The sequence below is a fragment of the Streptococcus oralis genome (genome assembly GCF_023109155.1).
Taxonomy (GTDB): Bacteria; Bacillota; Bacilli; order Lactobacillales; family Streptococcaceae; genus Streptococcus; species Streptococcus oralis_BZ.
This window is the reverse complement of the sequence record NZ_JALDUA010000001.1, coordinates 88,354-104,810: the sequence shown is the minus strand read 5'-3', so window position 1 is coordinate 104,810 and position 16,457 is coordinate 88,354. Positions and strand designations below refer to the sequence as shown.

Annotated in this window: 12 protein-coding genes; 1 reads left to right on the top strand and 11 read right to left on the bottom strand. The window is 43.7% G+C overall.

Features of this window, described 5'->3' with window-relative positions:
* Nucleotides 1-51: 51 nt before the first annotated feature.
* The 11 genes from M1F63_RS00475 to M1F63_RS00425 all read right to left on the bottom strand — a co-directional run bounded on the left by M1F63_RS00475 (nt 52) and on the right by M1F63_RS00425 (nt 14,172).
* The gene (locus tag M1F63_RS00475) at nt 52-903 is read right to left on the bottom strand and encodes a DUF4299 family protein (RefSeq protein ID WP_247940466.1); all 852 of its coding nucleotides are present in this window, start codon (nt 901-903) and stop codon (nt 52-54) included.
* Nucleotides 904-1,023: 120 nt separating this feature from the next.
* On the bottom strand, nt 1,024-2,010 hold the full coding sequence (gene trhO / locus M1F63_RS00470; protein WP_001030012.1) for an oxygen-dependent tRNA uridine(34) hydroxylase TrhO: 987 nt from the start codon (nt 2,008-2,010) through the stop codon (nt 1,024-1,026).
* A gap of 131 nt (nt 2,011-2,141) precedes the next feature.
* Nucleotides 2,142-2,438 (bottom strand): bacteriocin immunity protein, encoded by a 297-nt coding sequence (locus tag M1F63_RS00465; protein ID WP_247940465.1) that lies wholly within the window; start codon nt 2,436-2,438, stop codon nt 2,142-2,144.
* 68 nt (nt 2,439-2,506) lie between these two features.
* Nucleotides 2,507-3,196: a CPBP family intramembrane glutamic endopeptidase gene (locus M1F63_RS00460; RefSeq protein WP_247940464.1), complete on the bottom strand. Its 690-nt coding sequence runs from the start codon at nt 3,194-3,196 to the stop codon at nt 2,507-2,509.
* 160 nt (nt 3,197-3,356) lie between these two features.
* On the bottom strand, nt 3,357-4,841 hold the full coding sequence (locus M1F63_RS00455) for an ABC transporter substrate-binding protein (RefSeq protein WP_247940463.1): 1,485 nt from the start codon (nt 4,839-4,841) through the stop codon (nt 3,357-3,359).
* A 108-nt stretch (nt 4,842-4,949) separates the two neighbouring features.
* Nucleotides 4,950-5,873 (bottom strand): carbohydrate ABC transporter permease, encoded by a 924-nt coding sequence (locus M1F63_RS00450; RefSeq protein ID WP_000818344.1) that lies wholly within the window; start codon nt 5,871-5,873, stop codon nt 4,950-4,952.
* A 13-nt stretch (nt 5,874-5,886) separates the two neighbouring features.
* On the bottom strand, nt 5,887-6,816 hold the full coding sequence (locus M1F63_RS00445; protein ID WP_000714584.1) for an ABC transporter permease: 930 nt from the start codon (nt 6,814-6,816) through the stop codon (nt 5,887-5,889).
* 357 nt (nt 6,817-7,173) lie between these two features.
* Nucleotides 7,174-9,054: a beta-N-acetylhexosaminidase gene (locus M1F63_RS00440; RefSeq protein WP_247940462.1), complete on the bottom strand. Its 1,881-nt coding sequence runs from the start codon at nt 9,052-9,054 to the stop codon at nt 7,174-7,176.
* On the bottom strand, nt 9,048-9,917 hold the full coding sequence (locus M1F63_RS00435) for an ROK family protein (protein ID WP_247940461.1): 870 nt from the start codon (nt 9,915-9,917) through the stop codon (nt 9,048-9,050). Before M1F63_RS00435 ends, M1F63_RS00440 begins: the two co-directional genes overlap by 7 nt.
* 96 nt (nt 9,918-10,013) lie before the next feature.
* On the bottom strand, nt 10,014-12,659 hold the full coding sequence (locus M1F63_RS00430; RefSeq protein ID WP_247940460.1) for an alpha-mannosidase: 2,646 nt from the start codon (nt 12,657-12,659) through the stop codon (nt 10,014-10,016).
* Between the two features lie 232 nt (nt 12,660-12,891).
* A complete protein-coding gene (locus tag M1F63_RS00425) occupies nt 12,892-14,172 on the bottom strand; it encodes a glycoside hydrolase family 125 protein (RefSeq protein WP_247940459.1) in 1,281 nt (426 codons plus the stop codon).
* 170 nt (nt 14,173-14,342) lie between these two features.
* Between M1F63_RS00425 and M1F63_RS00420 the strand changes: the two genes are divergently transcribed.
* The gene (locus tag M1F63_RS00420) at nt 14,343-16,430 is read left to right on the top strand and encodes a GH92 family glycosyl hydrolase (RefSeq protein ID WP_247940458.1); all 2,088 of its coding nucleotides are present in this window, start codon (nt 14,343-14,345) and stop codon (nt 16,428-16,430) included.
* The last annotated feature ends 27 nt before the right edge of the window (nt 16,431-16,457 follow it).

Genomic DNA, 16,457 nt, shown 5'->3' with positions numbered 1-16,457 from the left:
GCCATTTGTTAATGACAGGGATTTTTATGCTTACTCTTTTTTGAACAATGTCTACTCGATACTTGCCAATCCTTCAAAATCTTGTCCTAGGATGGGTTGTACTTCTAATTGATTAGCATCTAGTTGGTGGTAAAATGCTGTTGGTAATGACTCTAGGAATCTTGCATAATCCAAGCGAGCGATGGCTTCATAGTCTTCTGCTTTTGAGCCATCACCAGAAATCGTCACTAGGTCAATCTCCCAAATAAGCTCCTTGCCTGCCAGCTGCTCCGTATAAGGAGCTGGTACAAAGGGTTCCTTTGGCAAAATTGTCTTGACTCCCTGAGCTAGGTGGTAGATACCATGCACCCTTCCTTGAGCGTCTGGGTAAAATTTCACACTGGCAAGGTAGGCATCAGAGCCTTGAACCTTCTTGACTAGCTCTTCAAAACGTGCCAATCCATCCTCAGCCAAAAAGCTCTCGAGGTATTCCTTGTTGAGATAGATAGGGGACAAGAGCCCTTGGCAATAGACTAGACGAGCCGCCCTATCCGCTAGATAATTCTTGACTGTTTCTCGGAAATAAGCTTCAAAGTCAAACCCTTCTACCACTTGCCCCAACTTGCTCGATAGGGCTTGGAGGAGAGCTTCTACAATCTCCCAGTCCGCTCTAGTAAGGAAGTCTGGAATCACCACTTGATAGCCTTTTCGACTATCCGCATAGTTCACCTTGAAGAGAAATTGCGACTGACCTACAATCCCACACTCGATATACTCGAGACGATTAAGCGGCTGACGGAGATAGACGGCATCATAACTGTGTGACTCCAAGCCCTCCACCAAGGCCAAGATAGACTTGGCAGTCAAAATCTCCTGTTGTCCTAGAATGCTTTCTTTATTTGGGATAAAAAATGTTTTCGCCATAACTGGCCTCCTTTGAAATCGTTTACATATAGTATAACCTATTTTCCTGAAAGATACAGAAACAAATTTTAGATTTTTAGATAAAAAGCATAGAAAAACAGCCCCTAAGGGCTGTTTGCTTTATACTGTAGCGACTTGATCCAAGCTTTCACCGATAGCAGCTAAGCGTTCGATTACTTCTGCTTGTGTCAATTCATTTTCTGAAACATAGCGGTTACGTGGGTGAACACGGCACTCGTGTGAGCATCCACGAAGGTACTTGTCTTCATTTTCTTCTGATGTTAGGATACGACGGTTACAGAAGGGATTTCCACAGTTGACATAGCGTTCACATGGTGTTCCATCAAACCAGTCTTTCCCTACGATGGTTGGGTTAACATGGTTGACATCGACGGCGATACGCTCGTCAAAGACATACATTTTCCCATCCCAAAGCTCTCCTTGAACTTCTGGGTCTTTACCGTAAGTTGCAATTCCTCCATGCAATTGACCAACATCTTTGTAGCCTTCACGAACCATCCAGCCTGAGAATTTCTCACAGCGAACCCCACCTGTACAGTAAACTACGACACGCTTGTCCATGAATTTTTCTTTATTATCACGAACCCATTGTGGCAACTCACGGAAGTTGCGGATGTCTGGGCGGATAGCCCCACGGAAATGTCCTAGGTCGTACTCATAATCGTTACGTGTATCAAGAACCACTGTATCTTCGTCAAGAAGGGCTTCTTTGAACTCTTTTGGAGACAAGTAAGCGCCTGTTGTTTCAAGTGGGTTGATATCGTTGTCAAAATCGTTGTCTTCCAAACCAAGGTGGACAATTTCTTTCTTGTAGCGAACAAACATCTTCTTGAAGGCTTGTTCATTCTCTTCGTCAATCTTGAACCAGAGGTCTTCCATTCCTGGGAGGCTGTGAACGTAGTCCATGTATTTTTGAGTTGTTTCGTAGTCACCTGAAACGGTTCCGTTGATTCCCTCGTCAGCGACTAGGATACGGCCTTTGAGACCGATTGATTTACAGAAAGCCAAGTGATCTGCCGCAAATTGCTCTGCATTTTCAATTGGAGTATAGAGGTAGTAAAGTAAGACACGAATATCTTTTGCCATAAGATTTGTTCTCTTTTCTATTCTTAAATTTTCAGAATTTTTCATTCAACTATTCTAGTATACCCACTTGAGAAAACGAATGCAATTTATTTGACCGGAAATTGTAGAAAGAGTCCTACCCCTGCACTTCATCAGTAACCATACCGAATCGCAGATAATTCTCTCAATTTTTTTATTTGCTTAGCTTGACTTTCTGACAAACTTAGCTTGTTATCAATCAACACACGTGAGATGTCAACGTTCATTTGGCTCAGAATAAATGGAGTAGAAGTCCCATCGTCCTTTAATCGTTTTTGATAAATCACTAACTGATTTTTCAAGGGAGTAAGTTGAGGCGCATCCTTTATATCTTCCAATAGATAATCAATGATGGTCATGGCTTCACAACATCTTTCACTTCCTCCAGCAAACCATTTTAATGGTGTCATTCTCATTTTTCTCCTGAAATTCGCTTATAAATTGAAAAACTATAATTCCTAACTCTCATGCTAATATTTTACCCAAACACCCTATGTAAAAAAGTCAGCAAAAATGGCAAGGTCGCTACAATATTATTGATCACATGCACCGCATAGGATGGATAAATGCTCTTGGTATAACGGGTCAAACCAGCAAAAATGATTCCAGATGTTGCAAAGACGAAGATATCTAACAGACTAGGCAGGCTTGAAAAATGAGGGAGAGCAAATAAAATAGAAGGAAGAAGCAAATCAAGAGCAAATCTCGAATCTTTAAAAAAGGCGTGTTGCAGTAATCCTCTATAGATTAACTCTTCCATCAGTGGAATCAGAAAGAACAGGGCTATATAGATACCTAGCTCTGCAAAGTTAGTCCCACTAAAACCAATCAGTACAGCCCAACCTTCCGCAGTTGACTGGACATGTTTAGCTGTCTGAACGTTAAAAAAGATCTGGAGCACTACCACTAATACTGTCAAAATCGAATACCAAAGCCATTTTTCTCTTGGAATGCGAAAGAGATAACCATGGCCTGTCTTAACCAGAATCCAAATCATGACTCCGATAAATAGCAAACTCAAGATATTTTGAATCCAGAAGAAATTGCCAATCTGGGAAGAAAATTGCCAATAGTTTTGGACAATAAGCGTCAGCTGAGAAAGGCCAAATACGAAAAATAGGTAAAAGAAGACAGCACTCATTTTGAAAAGAAGGCGATATTTTTTCATAATAAATCCTCTATAGATGTATGTGTATCACATCGCATAAACCCTCAGAACCACTCTTTTCATTTTTACATCCTAAAAATCACTACCTCCCCTAGAGAACTAAGGAAGGCAGTGATCACATTTTTAGGAATTAGGAATGAATACACGAAATCAATCGTTCTTATGATTTTTTGTTTTTCAAGAATTCGTCGTATTGTTTTTGCATTTCGTTCAATACTTTTTCGTAGGCACCTTCAGATTTCAATTTTTCCATCAATTCTGGAATAGCTTTATCTGGGTCTACAGTACCAGTGTTGATAGCTGTATCGAATTGTTGCATTGTGTTAGAAATTGCTGAGATTTCAGATTTCACATTGTCAGTGTTAAAGATGAATCCAAGTGCTGGAGATTCTTTAGCTTCTGCCAATTGTTTCTTAGAATCTGCAATTTGTTGGTCTGTAACGTTTTCGTTGATGTAAAGAATCCAGTTGTTACCAGTGTTCCATCCACCCATGTGAGTATTTCCTTTGTAGCCATCAAGGACGCGGACACGGTTTTCTTTACCTTCAATTTTTTCCCAGTTCTTGCCTTCTGGACCGTAAACAAGACCGTTCAAGAGTTCTGGGTTCGTGTTCAAGAGGTTCAACACTTCCATTGATTTTTCTTTGTTCTTAGAGTTGTTTGAGATAACAAAGTTGGCAACTTGTGTTGTTTGGTTTTTCTTGATGAAGTTAGTGATTGGTTTGATTTGGATGTCTTTGTTAGCAACACGTGAAAGCAAGCTGTTACCGTAGTCAGCTGGTCCTACTGTTTCTTCACGAACGAACCAAGTATCTTGTTGAAGGTCAAATGAAGTGTCGCTTGTTGCTACGTCTTTTGGAATGTATCCTTCTTCATAGAATTTGTGAAGAGTCTTCAAGTGTTCTTTGAAACGAGGCACTTCGTAACGGTTTACAATCTTAGTAGTGTCTCCTTCAAGGTCGATAACAAATGGAAGTCCGTTTGGTACTGGGTAGTCAAAGTTATCAGATGGGATAAAGTTCTTCGTAACCGCAAATGGTACTACGTCTGGAGCTTTTTCTTTGATTTGTTTCAAGACTGGCTCAAGTGTTTCGTATGAAGTTACACCTGAAATATCGATACCGTATTTAGCAAGAAGAGTTCCGTTGAAGGCAAAGTTTTGAGATGATGCAACGTTAGCTGCAACTGGTACTGCATAGATCTTACCGTTTACAGTGTTCCCTTTGATGTAAGCTGGGTCAAGTGCTTTGTAAAGCTCTGCTCCTTCTTTTTTATACAATTCTGTCAAGTCAGCATAAGCACCTTTTTGAGCATTTACAACATAGTTAGATGCAAATGCGATATCATAGTTTTCACCAGATGATGTGATAACAGACATTTTCTTATCATAGTCACCCCATCCAAGGTATTGGATATCCAATTTAGCACCGACTTTTTCTTCGATGATTTTGTTTGCATTTTCTAGCAATTCATCCAAGTTGTCTGGTTTGTCACCGATTTGGTACATTTTGATTACAGGTTTTTCACCTGAAGTAGTATCTGCAGCTTTTTTGTTGTTACCTGTAAGGTTTCCACAAGCAGCAAGACCAGCAGCCAAAGCGACTACGCTAGCAGATGCAAAAGCATATTTTTTCCAGTTTTTCATGATAAAAACTCCTTTTTTTATTTTTAAACTTATAAACGATTTAATGATTTTTAACTTCAATCGCTATGATGAAGTTGGGAAGGGAGAAACGGTGTTTCTCAGCAAGTGCTATTCTTTCACACCACCGATGGTCAAACCTTTAACAAAGTAGCGTTGGAAGAATGGATACAGAATCGCGATTGGAAGGGTTGCAACAACAACCATGGCCATACGACCTGTTTCTTTCGGTAGAGCGACTCCCAGTTGGCCAGATAGGCCGACTGCTTTGGCGATGTAGTCCATATTTTGCTGGATTTGCATGAGCAAATATTGCAATGGATACAAGTTGTCACTCTTGATGTAAAGAAGGGCGTTGAACCAGTCGTTCCAGAAACCAAGAGCTGTCAAAAGCGTGATGGTTGCGATACCTGGAAGTGACAATGGCAAACAAATCTGGAAGAAGATCCGAGCTTCACTGGCACCATCGATACGAGCAGATTCGAGAATGGCTTCTGGAATGGTCTTCTTGAAGAAGGAACGCATCAAGATGATGTTGAATGGTGAGAGGAGCATTGGAACAATCAAGGCCCAAACGGTATCACCCAGTTGAAGCAGGCGAGTAACCACGATATAGCCTGGTACCAAACCAGCATTGAACAACATACTAAGAAGAGCGAAGATCGTAAAGAATCTGCGGTACTTAAAGGTTGTACGTGAGATGGCGTAGGCATAAGTGGTTGTGATGAAGACGTTGGTCACTGTTCCGACTACAGTTACAAAAACTGAGATAAAGAGCGCTTGGAGGATCTTATCTTTAAACTGAGCTAGGAACTGGAATCCATCTACACCAAATTTCGAAGGGAAAAAGCTATATCCATACTGGAGGATGCTCTTTTCATCTGTCACCGAAATGATGATAACGAAGATAAAGGGCAAGATACAAGAAAGAGCGATCAAACCAGAGATGATACTAAAGAAGATATCTGCTTTCTTACTGAAGGAGTGAATGCCGACATTATCGATTTTTTCTTTTTTAATTTTCTTTTCTGCCATATTCTCCTCCTTTCTAGAACAAAGCTGAGTTTGGATCGACTCGTCTTGCAAGCAAGTTTGATAGGATAACCAGAATCAAACCGACTACGGATTGGTAAAGACCGGCTGCTGAAGCCATACCGATATCTGCTGTCTGAGTCAAACCATTAAAGACATATACGTCCAAAACGTTGGTTACATTGTAAAGCTGACCAGCATTGTGTGGGATTTGATAGAAGAGACCAAAGTCTGCACGGAAGATATTTCCGACTGCAAGGATAGTCAAAACTGTCACAAGTGGAGTCAACTGAGGAATGGTTACGTTGCGAATACGTTGCCACTTGCTAGCTCCGTCCACTGTTGCTGCTTCGTAGTAGGTTGGGTCAATTCCCATGATTGTCGCATAGTACATGACACTGCTATATCCAAAGCCTTTCCAAATACCTAGGAAAAGGAGAAGGTATGGCCAAATGCCTAAGTCAGCGTAGAAGTTGACTTCCTTCATGCCAATGGATGTTAGGAAATGGTTGAAGACCCCTTTGTCAATGTTTAGGAAGGCATCTGTAAAGAAACTGATGATAACCCATGACAGGAAGTAAGGGAACAACATAGACGTTTGGAAAATTTTAACCATTCTCTTAGAGCGGAGCTCGCTGAGGATGATGGCAATCCCTACTGATACAATCAAACCGATAAAGATAAACCCGAGATTGTAAAGAACGGTATTTCGAGTGATGATAAAGGCATCTTTTGAACTAAACAAGAATCTGAAATTATCTAACCCGACCCATTTACTATTCACAATACTATCTATGAAACCATTACTGGTCATATGGTAGTCTTTAAAGGCGACCACATTCCCAAATACTGGAATGTAAAAGAATAGAATCAACCAGAGTGCCCCTGGTAAAACCATCAAGAGAAAGATCCAGTTATCTCTCAAGGTCTTTGAAAACTTTTTCATAATTTCCTCCCTTTTTATTCCTAAAAACTGATTTCATCGAATTTTTAGGTTTGATAACGATTACATTATTAGTATACTCCTATTTGAAGGTCAGGTTAAACTACTAATTATAGAAAAAACTCCACAAATTATTTTTTGTGGAGAAGTTTTTTATAAGAAATAGGTTTCACGAGAAACACTCTGAACAAGGGACACTGTTCTTGTTTTTATACTCAATGAAAATCAAAGAGCAAACTAGGAAGCTAGCCACAGGCTGCTCAAAGCACTGCTTTGAGGTTGCAGATAAAACTGACGAAGTCAGTAACATTTATACGGCAAGGCGAAGCTGACGTGGTTTGAAGAGATTTTCGAAGAGTATTAAGTCGTATAAATCGTTGAAGCTGTCGCAATGGTGTGCCACTGGTTAGCTGTGGTGGCTGCGAAATCCTTGTCTGCGTAGAAGTCAGTAAATGGTAGGATTTCAACTTCTAGCTCGTCAATGCGCTCAATTTGTCTTGCCAGATAAGCCTCGATGCGGCTTTCTGCGCGTTTGATGCGTTGCAAGAGTCCGCCCATACGGATATCAACCGTATCCAAACCAAAGACCTTGTTTTCTTTCAACCATTGACGGCTAAAGAGGGTATGGAAATGTTCGATTTGGCTTCTAAGTTTTGGTAATTCTTGTCTTGCGATTTCTTTCAAACTTTCTTTATCACCCGCTTGGTAGGCCTGACGAATGCGTCGTCCCACATCCACTTTACTACTTAAAATCTGGTTCAACTGGGCCTGAGTTTCAAAGAGATAAGAGTAGGCGCCAGCTTTTTCTTTGATTTCAGCAAGCGTCTCAGCAGCCTGAGCGAAGTGCGGCTTGTCCTGTTCAGGTGTCATGTGCTGGTCAAGAATCGGGCAAAGAACATCCTGATAAAAGACGTAGCGGTTGGGATTGATCCCGCTGAGATTGCCTGGTAGGTCTGGCAAGAGATTAGCTAGGTCAATCTGCATAAAGTCCTCAACCGAAAGACCTGTATTGGTCTTGAAGTGAGCAGACAAACGATCTAGGTCATTGCGGTAGCTGAGTTCTGCCCAGATTTGCAAGCTGGGTAGGATAGAGAACTGGGCTGTCTCGCCACCATTATCCCCCCAACCCGTCACGATGACTTCTTTGATGTCATTGGCACGACAGGCTTTATTGGCCTCAATAGCGATGAGACAGCTGAAATGGTTGTTGGGTGTGAATCCAATCCACTTCCAAGCACCACCTGCAAAGGCAATATCTTGGCTAATCTTGTGATGGTTGCGGAAATTGCGGTTGTATTTTTCCTCGCTATCCTGATAATAGTCCCAGTAAACCAAGGTCACACGGTCTTTGAGACGATCTAGGTACACGCGAGTTTCCTCAGGAATTTCCACATCACGGTCGTACTGGCCATCTGCTGACATGAGTTTGAAAAACATGTCACTCCACATTTGGCAGTGGAAACCATACTTATCGGCAATATCCAGCACGCGCTCCAAGTGTTGGCACATGAGGAGACTACGGTCCACAACACCGTTCAAAATGAGGTAGCGCCCCAAACCAACCAAGTGAGCTTCGTCCATCCCGATATTGACCTTGCGTGTCTGCAGTTTAGACAGAGTGGCAAACATGCCATCAATCAGGTCATAAACCTTGTCTTCGCCAATGAGGAGGATATCTTCTACATCACGAAGCTCCTGCACTTCCTTAACGCCCCATTTGACGAAGGCCGACAAGTGGGCCAAGGTCTGGATACAAGGCACAAAGGTCATGTCAAACTGCTGGGCGTAGGCTTCTATTTCCTGCAACTCCTCAGCCGAATAAGCTCCACGGAAGTAACCAAAATAAGGTTGTCCCTCGATTTGATAAGTGTCTTCCATATAAAGCTCAAAGGTTGAGTAGCCCATAAGAGCCAGAACTTCAATCATCTGTTTGGCAGAAGCGACATTTAGAACTGCATTTCGGGAACAGTCTGCCATGTAGGCCAACTCTTCGTAAGCAGCCTGTTCTTCAATCTCTACCTTATCACCTTCTACTAGAGCTGTTGCCAATAAGGACAAGGCGCGGTATAGCTGGTGAGGTTTGCGATAGGTTAGTTGATAGTATCCACCCTCACCCTTGATAGAGATAGAGGCTTGGTCAGACTGAGCGACTGCAACTTCCACATCTAGTAAAGAGATATGCTTTGTCAGCAAGTCGATTGCCTGAGTTTGTTTGGGACTAAGTCCTGTAAAAATTACCATTGGTTTTCCTCCTGCAACCAGTTGACAAGGGCACCGTAGAGATTGGCGTCTGCGTGATAGGTGCAGGCCTGGATAACTGGTGCGACCGTGTATTCTTCGTAGGTTTCGACAAATGCATCAACAGCTTTTTTGACGCCTTGGATAAAATCTGGATTTTGACTGATAGAGCCTCCCAGACTAATGACATCTGGATCGATCAGATACTGGATATTGAGCAAGCCTTGAGCCAGATTACGGTTCATACGCTCAATGGCTTCTTGGCAAAGAGCATTCTCGACTGCAGCTTCTTGGTAAATCTTGCGACCGTCCCAGTCAGTCTGACCGGATTTTTCAATTACGTAGCGAACCATGTTTCCTGTAGATGCTAGTTGCGACCAGTTGTTGAGTTTTTCAGCTGGTTCAATGGTTGTCATGTAGCCAAACTCACCACCTAAGCCGTGGCGACCACGGTGAAGTTTCCCATTGATAATCATAGCTCCGCCAATTCCTGTCCCAATCACGACACAGGCTGCATTTTCAATCTCTGGGTGAGCCAGCAGTTCACTAAGTCCAACACAGTTGGCATCATTTTCTAGATGGACAGGGAGTTGATGATGTGCAAGAGCTTCATACCAAGAAAAGCCATGGATGTAAGGCACGGCACTGATTCCCTCAATCACACCTGTTTCTTGATTGACCGCGCCTGGAACGCTCATAGCAATCCCACGATAGTCCTGTTCTGACAAGCGTTGGTTTAGCCAAGCTAGTAATTCCTCCAAGTTTTCTGGTGTCGGTGTACTTGTCTTATCTAGTATTTTTCCATCAGGAGTCAGACTGGCAAACTTAATGCCAGTTCCTCCAATATCAATGGTTGCAATCGTCATATTTTCACCAAAAAAGGGGCGAATCAGTAGTTAATCCTTACTCTTTCGCCCCTCCTTTCTATCTCATAGTATTAGTTATAGAACACTTTAAAACTGTTAAATGTCTTCTTTTTTGATCAATTCTGTGCGAATTTCTTGTGGCGCTAAGAGTCCTGAATGAACGGGGTATGGTTGTTCAAGCAAGTCCAAAATGGTTTGTTGGTGTTCTGATATGCGCACATTTTCTTGACTCATATTGTAGTAACGGAGTACATATCCTTCTTCATTTTCCGCCACTTTAAAGGCTGTTGGGCAAACTTGTGGTAAGCTGAGTGCCGCATGACTCAAGAGGCTACCAGTTGCTGCAACACTTCCTTCTTGTTTAGCGACCTGAAGACTAGTGAATGGTGTTTGGAAGGCTTTGGCACGACGGAAAGCTGAGAAGCGTTCCCCTGCTTGGTGGCATTCCAGAGCAAACTCGACTTCAAACTCACGCAAACACTGAGCTTCTGGTGTTGGGAAGTAACCCCAGTCACCTAACTCACCTGAGGCACGAAGAATGGTCACAGCAATGGTATCGTCTCCAAGGATTTCATACTCGTGCAGTCCTTTATTAGCCACTGTCACCCCTTTTTCATCGTCATAAAGGCTGACGAAGGCTTGCTGGTGTTGTGGATTTTCAGGATTTTCCCAAGAAGCAGCTGGTTTGTTTGGTCGTGTTACTACCTCATAGATGCTTTCAGAGTCATTGCTTGGACGCGTGTTATGAGTCTTAACCAAGAGACGGATACGGTGGTCCTTGGCAGTATTGGTAAAGCGAGTCTTGAAGCGGATTTGTGGATTGTCAACAAAGACGGTCATCTCTGTTTCCAGAGGAAGGATTGTCAATTCTTCTGAGCGCCCTGCTTCACGCGTCATAAACTCGATGATGCCTCTTTGTTCCGCATCCAGTTTTTCGTCTGCACTTACTGGAATTGTCAATTCATGCTTGAGCAAGATTTTAGCAAAACGTGCTGTATTTTCCAGGACTTCATAGCCTTTCAGCTCTGCGTAGATAGGCTCTGTTCCTTTTGGTTGGAAATAGATGTACTCATTTCCGATGTCACCACGGTCTTCAAAGCGAATAATATCTTCATACGCTTCATGAGTTGTCTTGTCGTAGACCGTGATGTTTTCATCCACACTGACCGTTACAAATGGCGTATCAATTACTCCATTTTGGTAAATACCATCACGGTGTTCTTGTTTTCCTTCGAGCAATTGGAAGGTTGTCCAAGAAAGTGGTGCCAGATGAACAGGTACTGTCACGCGCACTTGTCGAGCGATACGAGCCTGACGGAACTTGTCTTTTGGCAAATCATACTCAAAGTTAGCTCCCAGATCTTCGATTTTCGCTTCTACAGCATGCCCTTCCAAGTCTTCGACACGGTAGCTTGGCAAGGTCAAGGCTGCCATCTTCTTATAGCCTTCTGTTGGGTGCAATTCCTTGAAATCACAAGTCGCCACATCAATCACTGTGCTGACAGTATCAACCTTGTCATGCAAGCCTGTATTGATAACCGTAAAGAGATGGTCGTTTTGAGCTTCCTGAGTTGCAATTTTACCCTTCCACTCGTTGAGAAGATTGGTCTTAACGAAGTTTCCGACTTGGTTGACCTTGGCAAAACGTGTCTCCATCTCACGGTGAACCTCGTCCACGCTACAGCCACAGATACTGTCATGTGGCGCATTTTGTAGAAGGACTTTCCAAGCATAGGTCAACTGATCCTTATGGTTGTGGCCGCCAGTGATTACGGTCAATGGCTCCACCACTTGTTCTAGCAAGTTGCTATTTTCTTGGAAGGCTTGTTTGAGGTAAATGCGTGATGAAGAAGTGTTGGCAAGTGTGTACCAACCATCTGTTTCCTGACTTGTCAACTCACCTGTAACCGTTGATAACTGCTCCGGTAGAGCACTTTCTACTGCATGGACATAGTCGTCAAATGAACTATGCACAAAGGTCACATCTGGGAAGAGTTCATTAGCCACACGAATGGCTTCACTCAGATTGCGCTGTACAGGCTGGTGGTCACATCCGTTCATCATCAACCATTGGTTGGTCGAAGCGTAGTCACGCACGTCTGACAATTTTTGTTTCCAGAAAGTTAGGGCCTCGTCCTTATCAACTGGGATTTCATTCCCGTTACTGTACCAGTTGGCAAAGAGGATACCGAGGACGCGGCTTCCGTCCGCACCCTGCCAGTACATTTCTGAAAACTGGGAAGTAAACTGCTCATCTTCGAGAACTTGGTTGTCAAATCCAATCGGCTTCACACCACGCCCAAAGGCTGCCACGTGAATGCCTGATTTCTGAAGGATTTGAGGAGCTTGTCCCATATTTCCAAAGGTATCTGGGAAGTAACCAATCTGAGTTGATTTGCCCCATTTTGCACATTCTGCTTGACCAATCAAGGTATTGCGGACGTTGGCTTCACTTGAAATCAAGTAATCATCCTGCAAGATGTAAAAGGGACCAATTTTGAGTTTGCCTTCGTCAATGTAACGTTGGACCTTGTCGCGATTTTCAGGGCGAATTTCCAAATAGTCATCTAGGACAATAGTTTGTCCATCCAAGTGGAAACTCTTGAACTCAGGGTCATTTTCAAAGAGATCAAAGAGATTGTCAAACAATTCCACCAGCTGCATACGGTGGCTTTCAAAAGGCAAGTACCACTCACGATCCCAGTGACTATGTGAGATAATATGTACAACAACATTTTCCATGAAGTAAAACCTCATTCTAAATTTAAATTTTAACGTTTTAAATGTAAAGGTGTGATTCTGACACGAATCGGTGAAACTAAAGTGAGCTCCTTATATCAAAGAGCAAGCTAGGAAACTAGCCGCAGGCTGCTCAAAGCACTGCTTTGAGGTTGTAGATAGAACTGACGAAGTCAGTAACCATATCTACGGCAAGGCGAAGCTGACGTGGTTTGAATTTGATTTTCGAAGAGTATTAGCGAATATCCAGGTAATCCAAGACTAATTCACAAAACATCATGTTGGCCCAAGAAAACCATTCACGTGAGTAAAGCGTTGGGTCGTCCACGTGGAAGCTTTCATGCATGACACCTGTGCCACCATCGCAGGCAACCAGCTGATCGAGTAAGAATTTCTTCTCTGCCTTATCTCTTGTTGTCAAGCCTTGGATAGAAAGGGCAATGGGCCAGATATAGCGATAGAAGGTATGAGAACTTCCTAGGCCACTAGCGTATTTCCCTTGGTAGAAATATGGATTTTCAGGGCTCAGAATAGTGCGGCGTGTAGCTTGATACACTTCGTCTTCAATGTCGCAATAGCCCAGATAAGGCGCAGCCAACAAACTTGGTACATTTGGATCGTCCATGATGCTAGCATTCCCTAAACCATCCACTTCAAAGGCATAAATCTTTTCACCCTTGCTGTTAGTTGTGTAAGCGTAGTTTTCGATGCCTTCTTGGATCTCTGCTTGGAGACGCTTAGCGTCAGCAATAATACCCTCGCTATCAGCTAGATCCAGTTCTGCAAAGATTTCTTGCACATACCCCAATACGACTACGGCAAACATATTGGACGGAATCAAGTAGCTATACTGGCAGCAGTCATCACTCGGACGAAAGGCTGACCAGGTCATACCTGTCACTGCAAAGGCAGGTCCAAAGCCATCATTTACCAGAGTATCTTCCTTGCGGTCCGTATCACGGACAAAACGATAAGGTGAATTGTTGTGGTCTTGTTCCACCGTCCACAGATGAAGAATTTCCTTGGTAGCTGCGACAAAAGTCTCATCAAATTGACTGGTCTCGCCAGTCTCTTTCCAAAGGAGATAAGCCAGTTGCAAAGGATAGCAAAGCGAGTCCACCTCATACTTGCGTTCCCAAATCCAACCATTAAGGTCGGTATGGTCAGTCTCGTGGTGGCCCTTCCAGTTCTCCTCAATGTTAAAGGAGTTGGCATAAGGATCCTTGAGCACCAAGGTCATCTGACGCTTGACCAAACCTGCAATGATCTGACGCAAGAGAGGATCTCTTTTAGCCACATGAAGGTAGGGTCTAAGTTGTGCTGTCGAATCCCGAAGCCACATGGCAGGAATATCCCCTGTGAGTACAAAGGTTGAACCATCTTCTAGGATCTCAACCGTATTGTCCAAGGTGTCTGTATAGCAACGCTCAAAGACATCCACCCACTCCGGATGGTCCTTAGCCCGCTCTGCTACTTCGTCTAGCCATTTTCTAACAATTTCTTTCGAATAAATCATCGTGCAATTTCCTCTTTCAAACAAGTTTCATGTTCAGTATATAGTTTTTGAGACAGAAAATACATACACAAATGATAGTCATTTTTCTACAAAATTGCTTACTTTCGAACCCCATATCTAAAGGTCTCATTTTTCTGATATAATGTAGAAAAACAGCTAAAGGAAAGACTATGAAACCACTACTTGAAACCATCGATACCCGTTTTGGGACTGCCAGCAAACACGCCTTTTCTCGGGGAAATACCCTGCCTTACACAGGCGTGCCTTTTGGGATGAATTATTTTGTGCCCCAGACCAGTGACCAGGAGGGAGCTTGGTTTTTCGATCCGCATCTGCCCATTTTTCAAGGGATTCGATTAACCCACCAACCCAGTCCTTGGATTGGGGACTACTCTTGGCTCCTTCTGACACCTGTTACAGGCCAGCTAGGTGGAGACAGCCTCTTTCACCGTCAGTCCTCCTATGATATGGATAAGGCCTCTTTCCAGCCTCATTATCTGAAGATTTTCTCCCTGCGCTATCAGATTGGAACCCAGCTCACACCGACTTGCTATGGCGCTTCTATTCGTTTGGAGCAAAAGCAAGGCAAAGCCCTCTCCCTCTATCTTCACGCAGCAGATGAACTGACAGTAGAACAAATAGATAAGCGGACTCTGGCCCTAAGACAAGAAGGTAAAACAGAGACCAACAAAAATCCGCTGATACTGTTTACTGCTTTACAAATGAATACGGATATTCTTGCTATCACACAAGAAGAGGGAGACTGGCGAATTGACTTAGCAAGCAGTCAAGCCGAGATTCAACTAGCAACTTCTTTCATATCGCCTTCTCAAGCTCTGCTTAATCTACCTCAAACGGACTTCGATAGCTGTAAAGCAAATGCCCAAGCAAACTGGGAAAATCTCCTCCACCGTTTTGATATCGTGGAGACAGGGGAAACCGACCGGACCTTCTTTGACCACTGCCTTTACAGACTCTTCCTCTTCCCACAGACTTTTTATGAGGTTGATGAATCAGGGCAAGCCATCCACATGGATCTGGCTACTGGTACTGTCAAACCCGGCGTCCTCTTTAGCAACAATGGTTTCTGGGATACCTTCCGCACCACCTTTCCCCTCTTTGCCCTTATCATACCGGAACACTATCACCGCTTTCTAGAAGGTTTCCTCAATAGCTACCGCGATACTGGATTCCTGCCAAAATGGCTGGCCCCAGATGAACGTGGCATGATGCCTGGTACCCTTTTAGATGGCATTATCGCAGATAGCGCCTGCAAGGACATGGCCCCCTACCTAGAAGAAGAACTCCTCCAAGCCATGCTGGAGATAGCCACTAAATCCGACCCTCTCGGCATCAATGGTCGTCACGGACTAGCCCAATACCAAGAATTGGGCTACCTCTCTACCGACCACCACGAAAGTGTCAGTCACACCCTTGACTACGCCTATAGCGATTTTTGTATCGCCAGCTGTGCCGAAAAGCTTGGTCAGAATGACATCGCGGAAACTTATAGAACTGCGTCTCAAAATTACCGTCATCTATTTGATGCTGAAACAGGTTACATGCGAGCGCGAGATCGTCAAGGCAACTTCCGTCCTGACTTCTCTCCCTATAGTTGGGGACGCGACTACGCCGAATGCTCTGCCATTCAAGCGACTTTAGGCGTTCTCCACGACATCCCAGGCTTAATCCAGCTTATGGGCGGAAAAGAAGCCTTCAGCCACTATCTTTTGAAAACCTGTCAGGACGCTCCTCTCTTTGAGACGACTGGCTATGGTTACGAGATTCACGAGATGAGCGAGATGGCTACCGCTCCTTTTGGGCAAATCGCCATTTCCAACCAGCCTAGCTTCCACATTCCTTATCTCTTCCGCTACAGCGACTACCCTGACTATACCGCTCTTCTCATCAAGACCTTGCGTCAAAAAGCCTTTCACCCCAGCTGGCAAGCCTATCCTGGCGATGAGGACAATGGAAGTCTCTCTGCTTGGTATATCTGGTCAGCTCTTGGATTCTACCCGACCTGTCCAGGCAAACCAAGTTACGATCTCGGAATCCCTCTCTTTGACCATCTCCGTGTCTACCTGGCTAAGGAAGATAAGTGGCTGGATATCCATGCCGAGCAAAACCACAGCCATTTCAACTTTGTCAAAGAATGCCGATTGGACCAGACCCCAGTATCTAGCATTCAACATCAAGACCTCTTGAAAGCTGAGCAACTAACCTTCACCCTCAGCTGGCTACCAAATCACTCCTAACCAAAAGAACCTTTGCATCGCGCAAAG

What these genes read in the sequence shown, in the direction of transcription:
- M1F63_RS00475 (WP_247940466.1), bottom strand. Translation starts at nt 903, where the DNA reads ATGGCGAAAACATTTTTTATCCCAAATAAAGAAAGCATTCTAGGACAA.
- trhO (WP_001030012.1), bottom strand. Translation starts at nt 2,010, where the DNA reads ATGGCAAAAGATATTCGTGTCTTACTTTACTACCTCTATACTCCAATT.
- M1F63_RS00465 (WP_247940465.1), bottom strand. Translation starts at nt 2,438, where the DNA reads ATGACACCATTAAAATGGTTTGCTGGAGGAAGTGAAAGATGTTGTGAA.
- M1F63_RS00460 (WP_247940464.1), bottom strand. Translation starts at nt 3,196, where the DNA reads ATGAAAAAATATCGCCTTCTTTTCAAAATGAGTGCTGTCTTCTTTTAC.
- M1F63_RS00455 (WP_247940463.1), bottom strand. Translation starts at nt 4,841, where the DNA reads ATGAAAAACTGGAAAAAATATGCTTTTGCATCTGCTAGCGTAGTCGCT.
- M1F63_RS00450 (WP_000818344.1), bottom strand. Translation starts at nt 5,873, where the DNA reads ATGGCAGAAAAGAAAATTAAAAAAGAAAAAATCGATAATGTCGGCATT.
- M1F63_RS00445 (WP_000714584.1), bottom strand. Translation starts at nt 6,816, where the DNA reads ATGAAAAAGTTTTCAAAGACCTTGAGAGATAACTGGATCTTTCTCTTG.
- M1F63_RS00440 (WP_247940462.1), bottom strand. Translation starts at nt 9,054, where the DNA reads ATGGTAATTTTTACAGGACTTAGTCCCAAACAAACTCAGGCAATCGAC.
- M1F63_RS00435 (WP_247940461.1), bottom strand. Translation starts at nt 9,917, where the DNA reads ATGACGATTGCAACCATTGATATTGGAGGAACTGGCATTAAGTTTGCC.
- M1F63_RS00430 (WP_247940460.1), bottom strand. Translation starts at nt 12,659, where the DNA reads ATGGAAAATGTTGTTGTACATATTATCTCACATAGTCACTGGGATCGT.
- M1F63_RS00425 (WP_247940459.1), bottom strand. Translation starts at nt 14,172, where the DNA reads ATGATTTATTCGAAAGAAATTGTTAGAAAATGGCTAGACGAAGTAGCA.
- M1F63_RS00420 (WP_247940458.1), top strand. Translation starts at nt 14,343, where the DNA reads ATGAAACCACTACTTGAAACCATCGATACCCGTTTTGGGACTGCCAGC.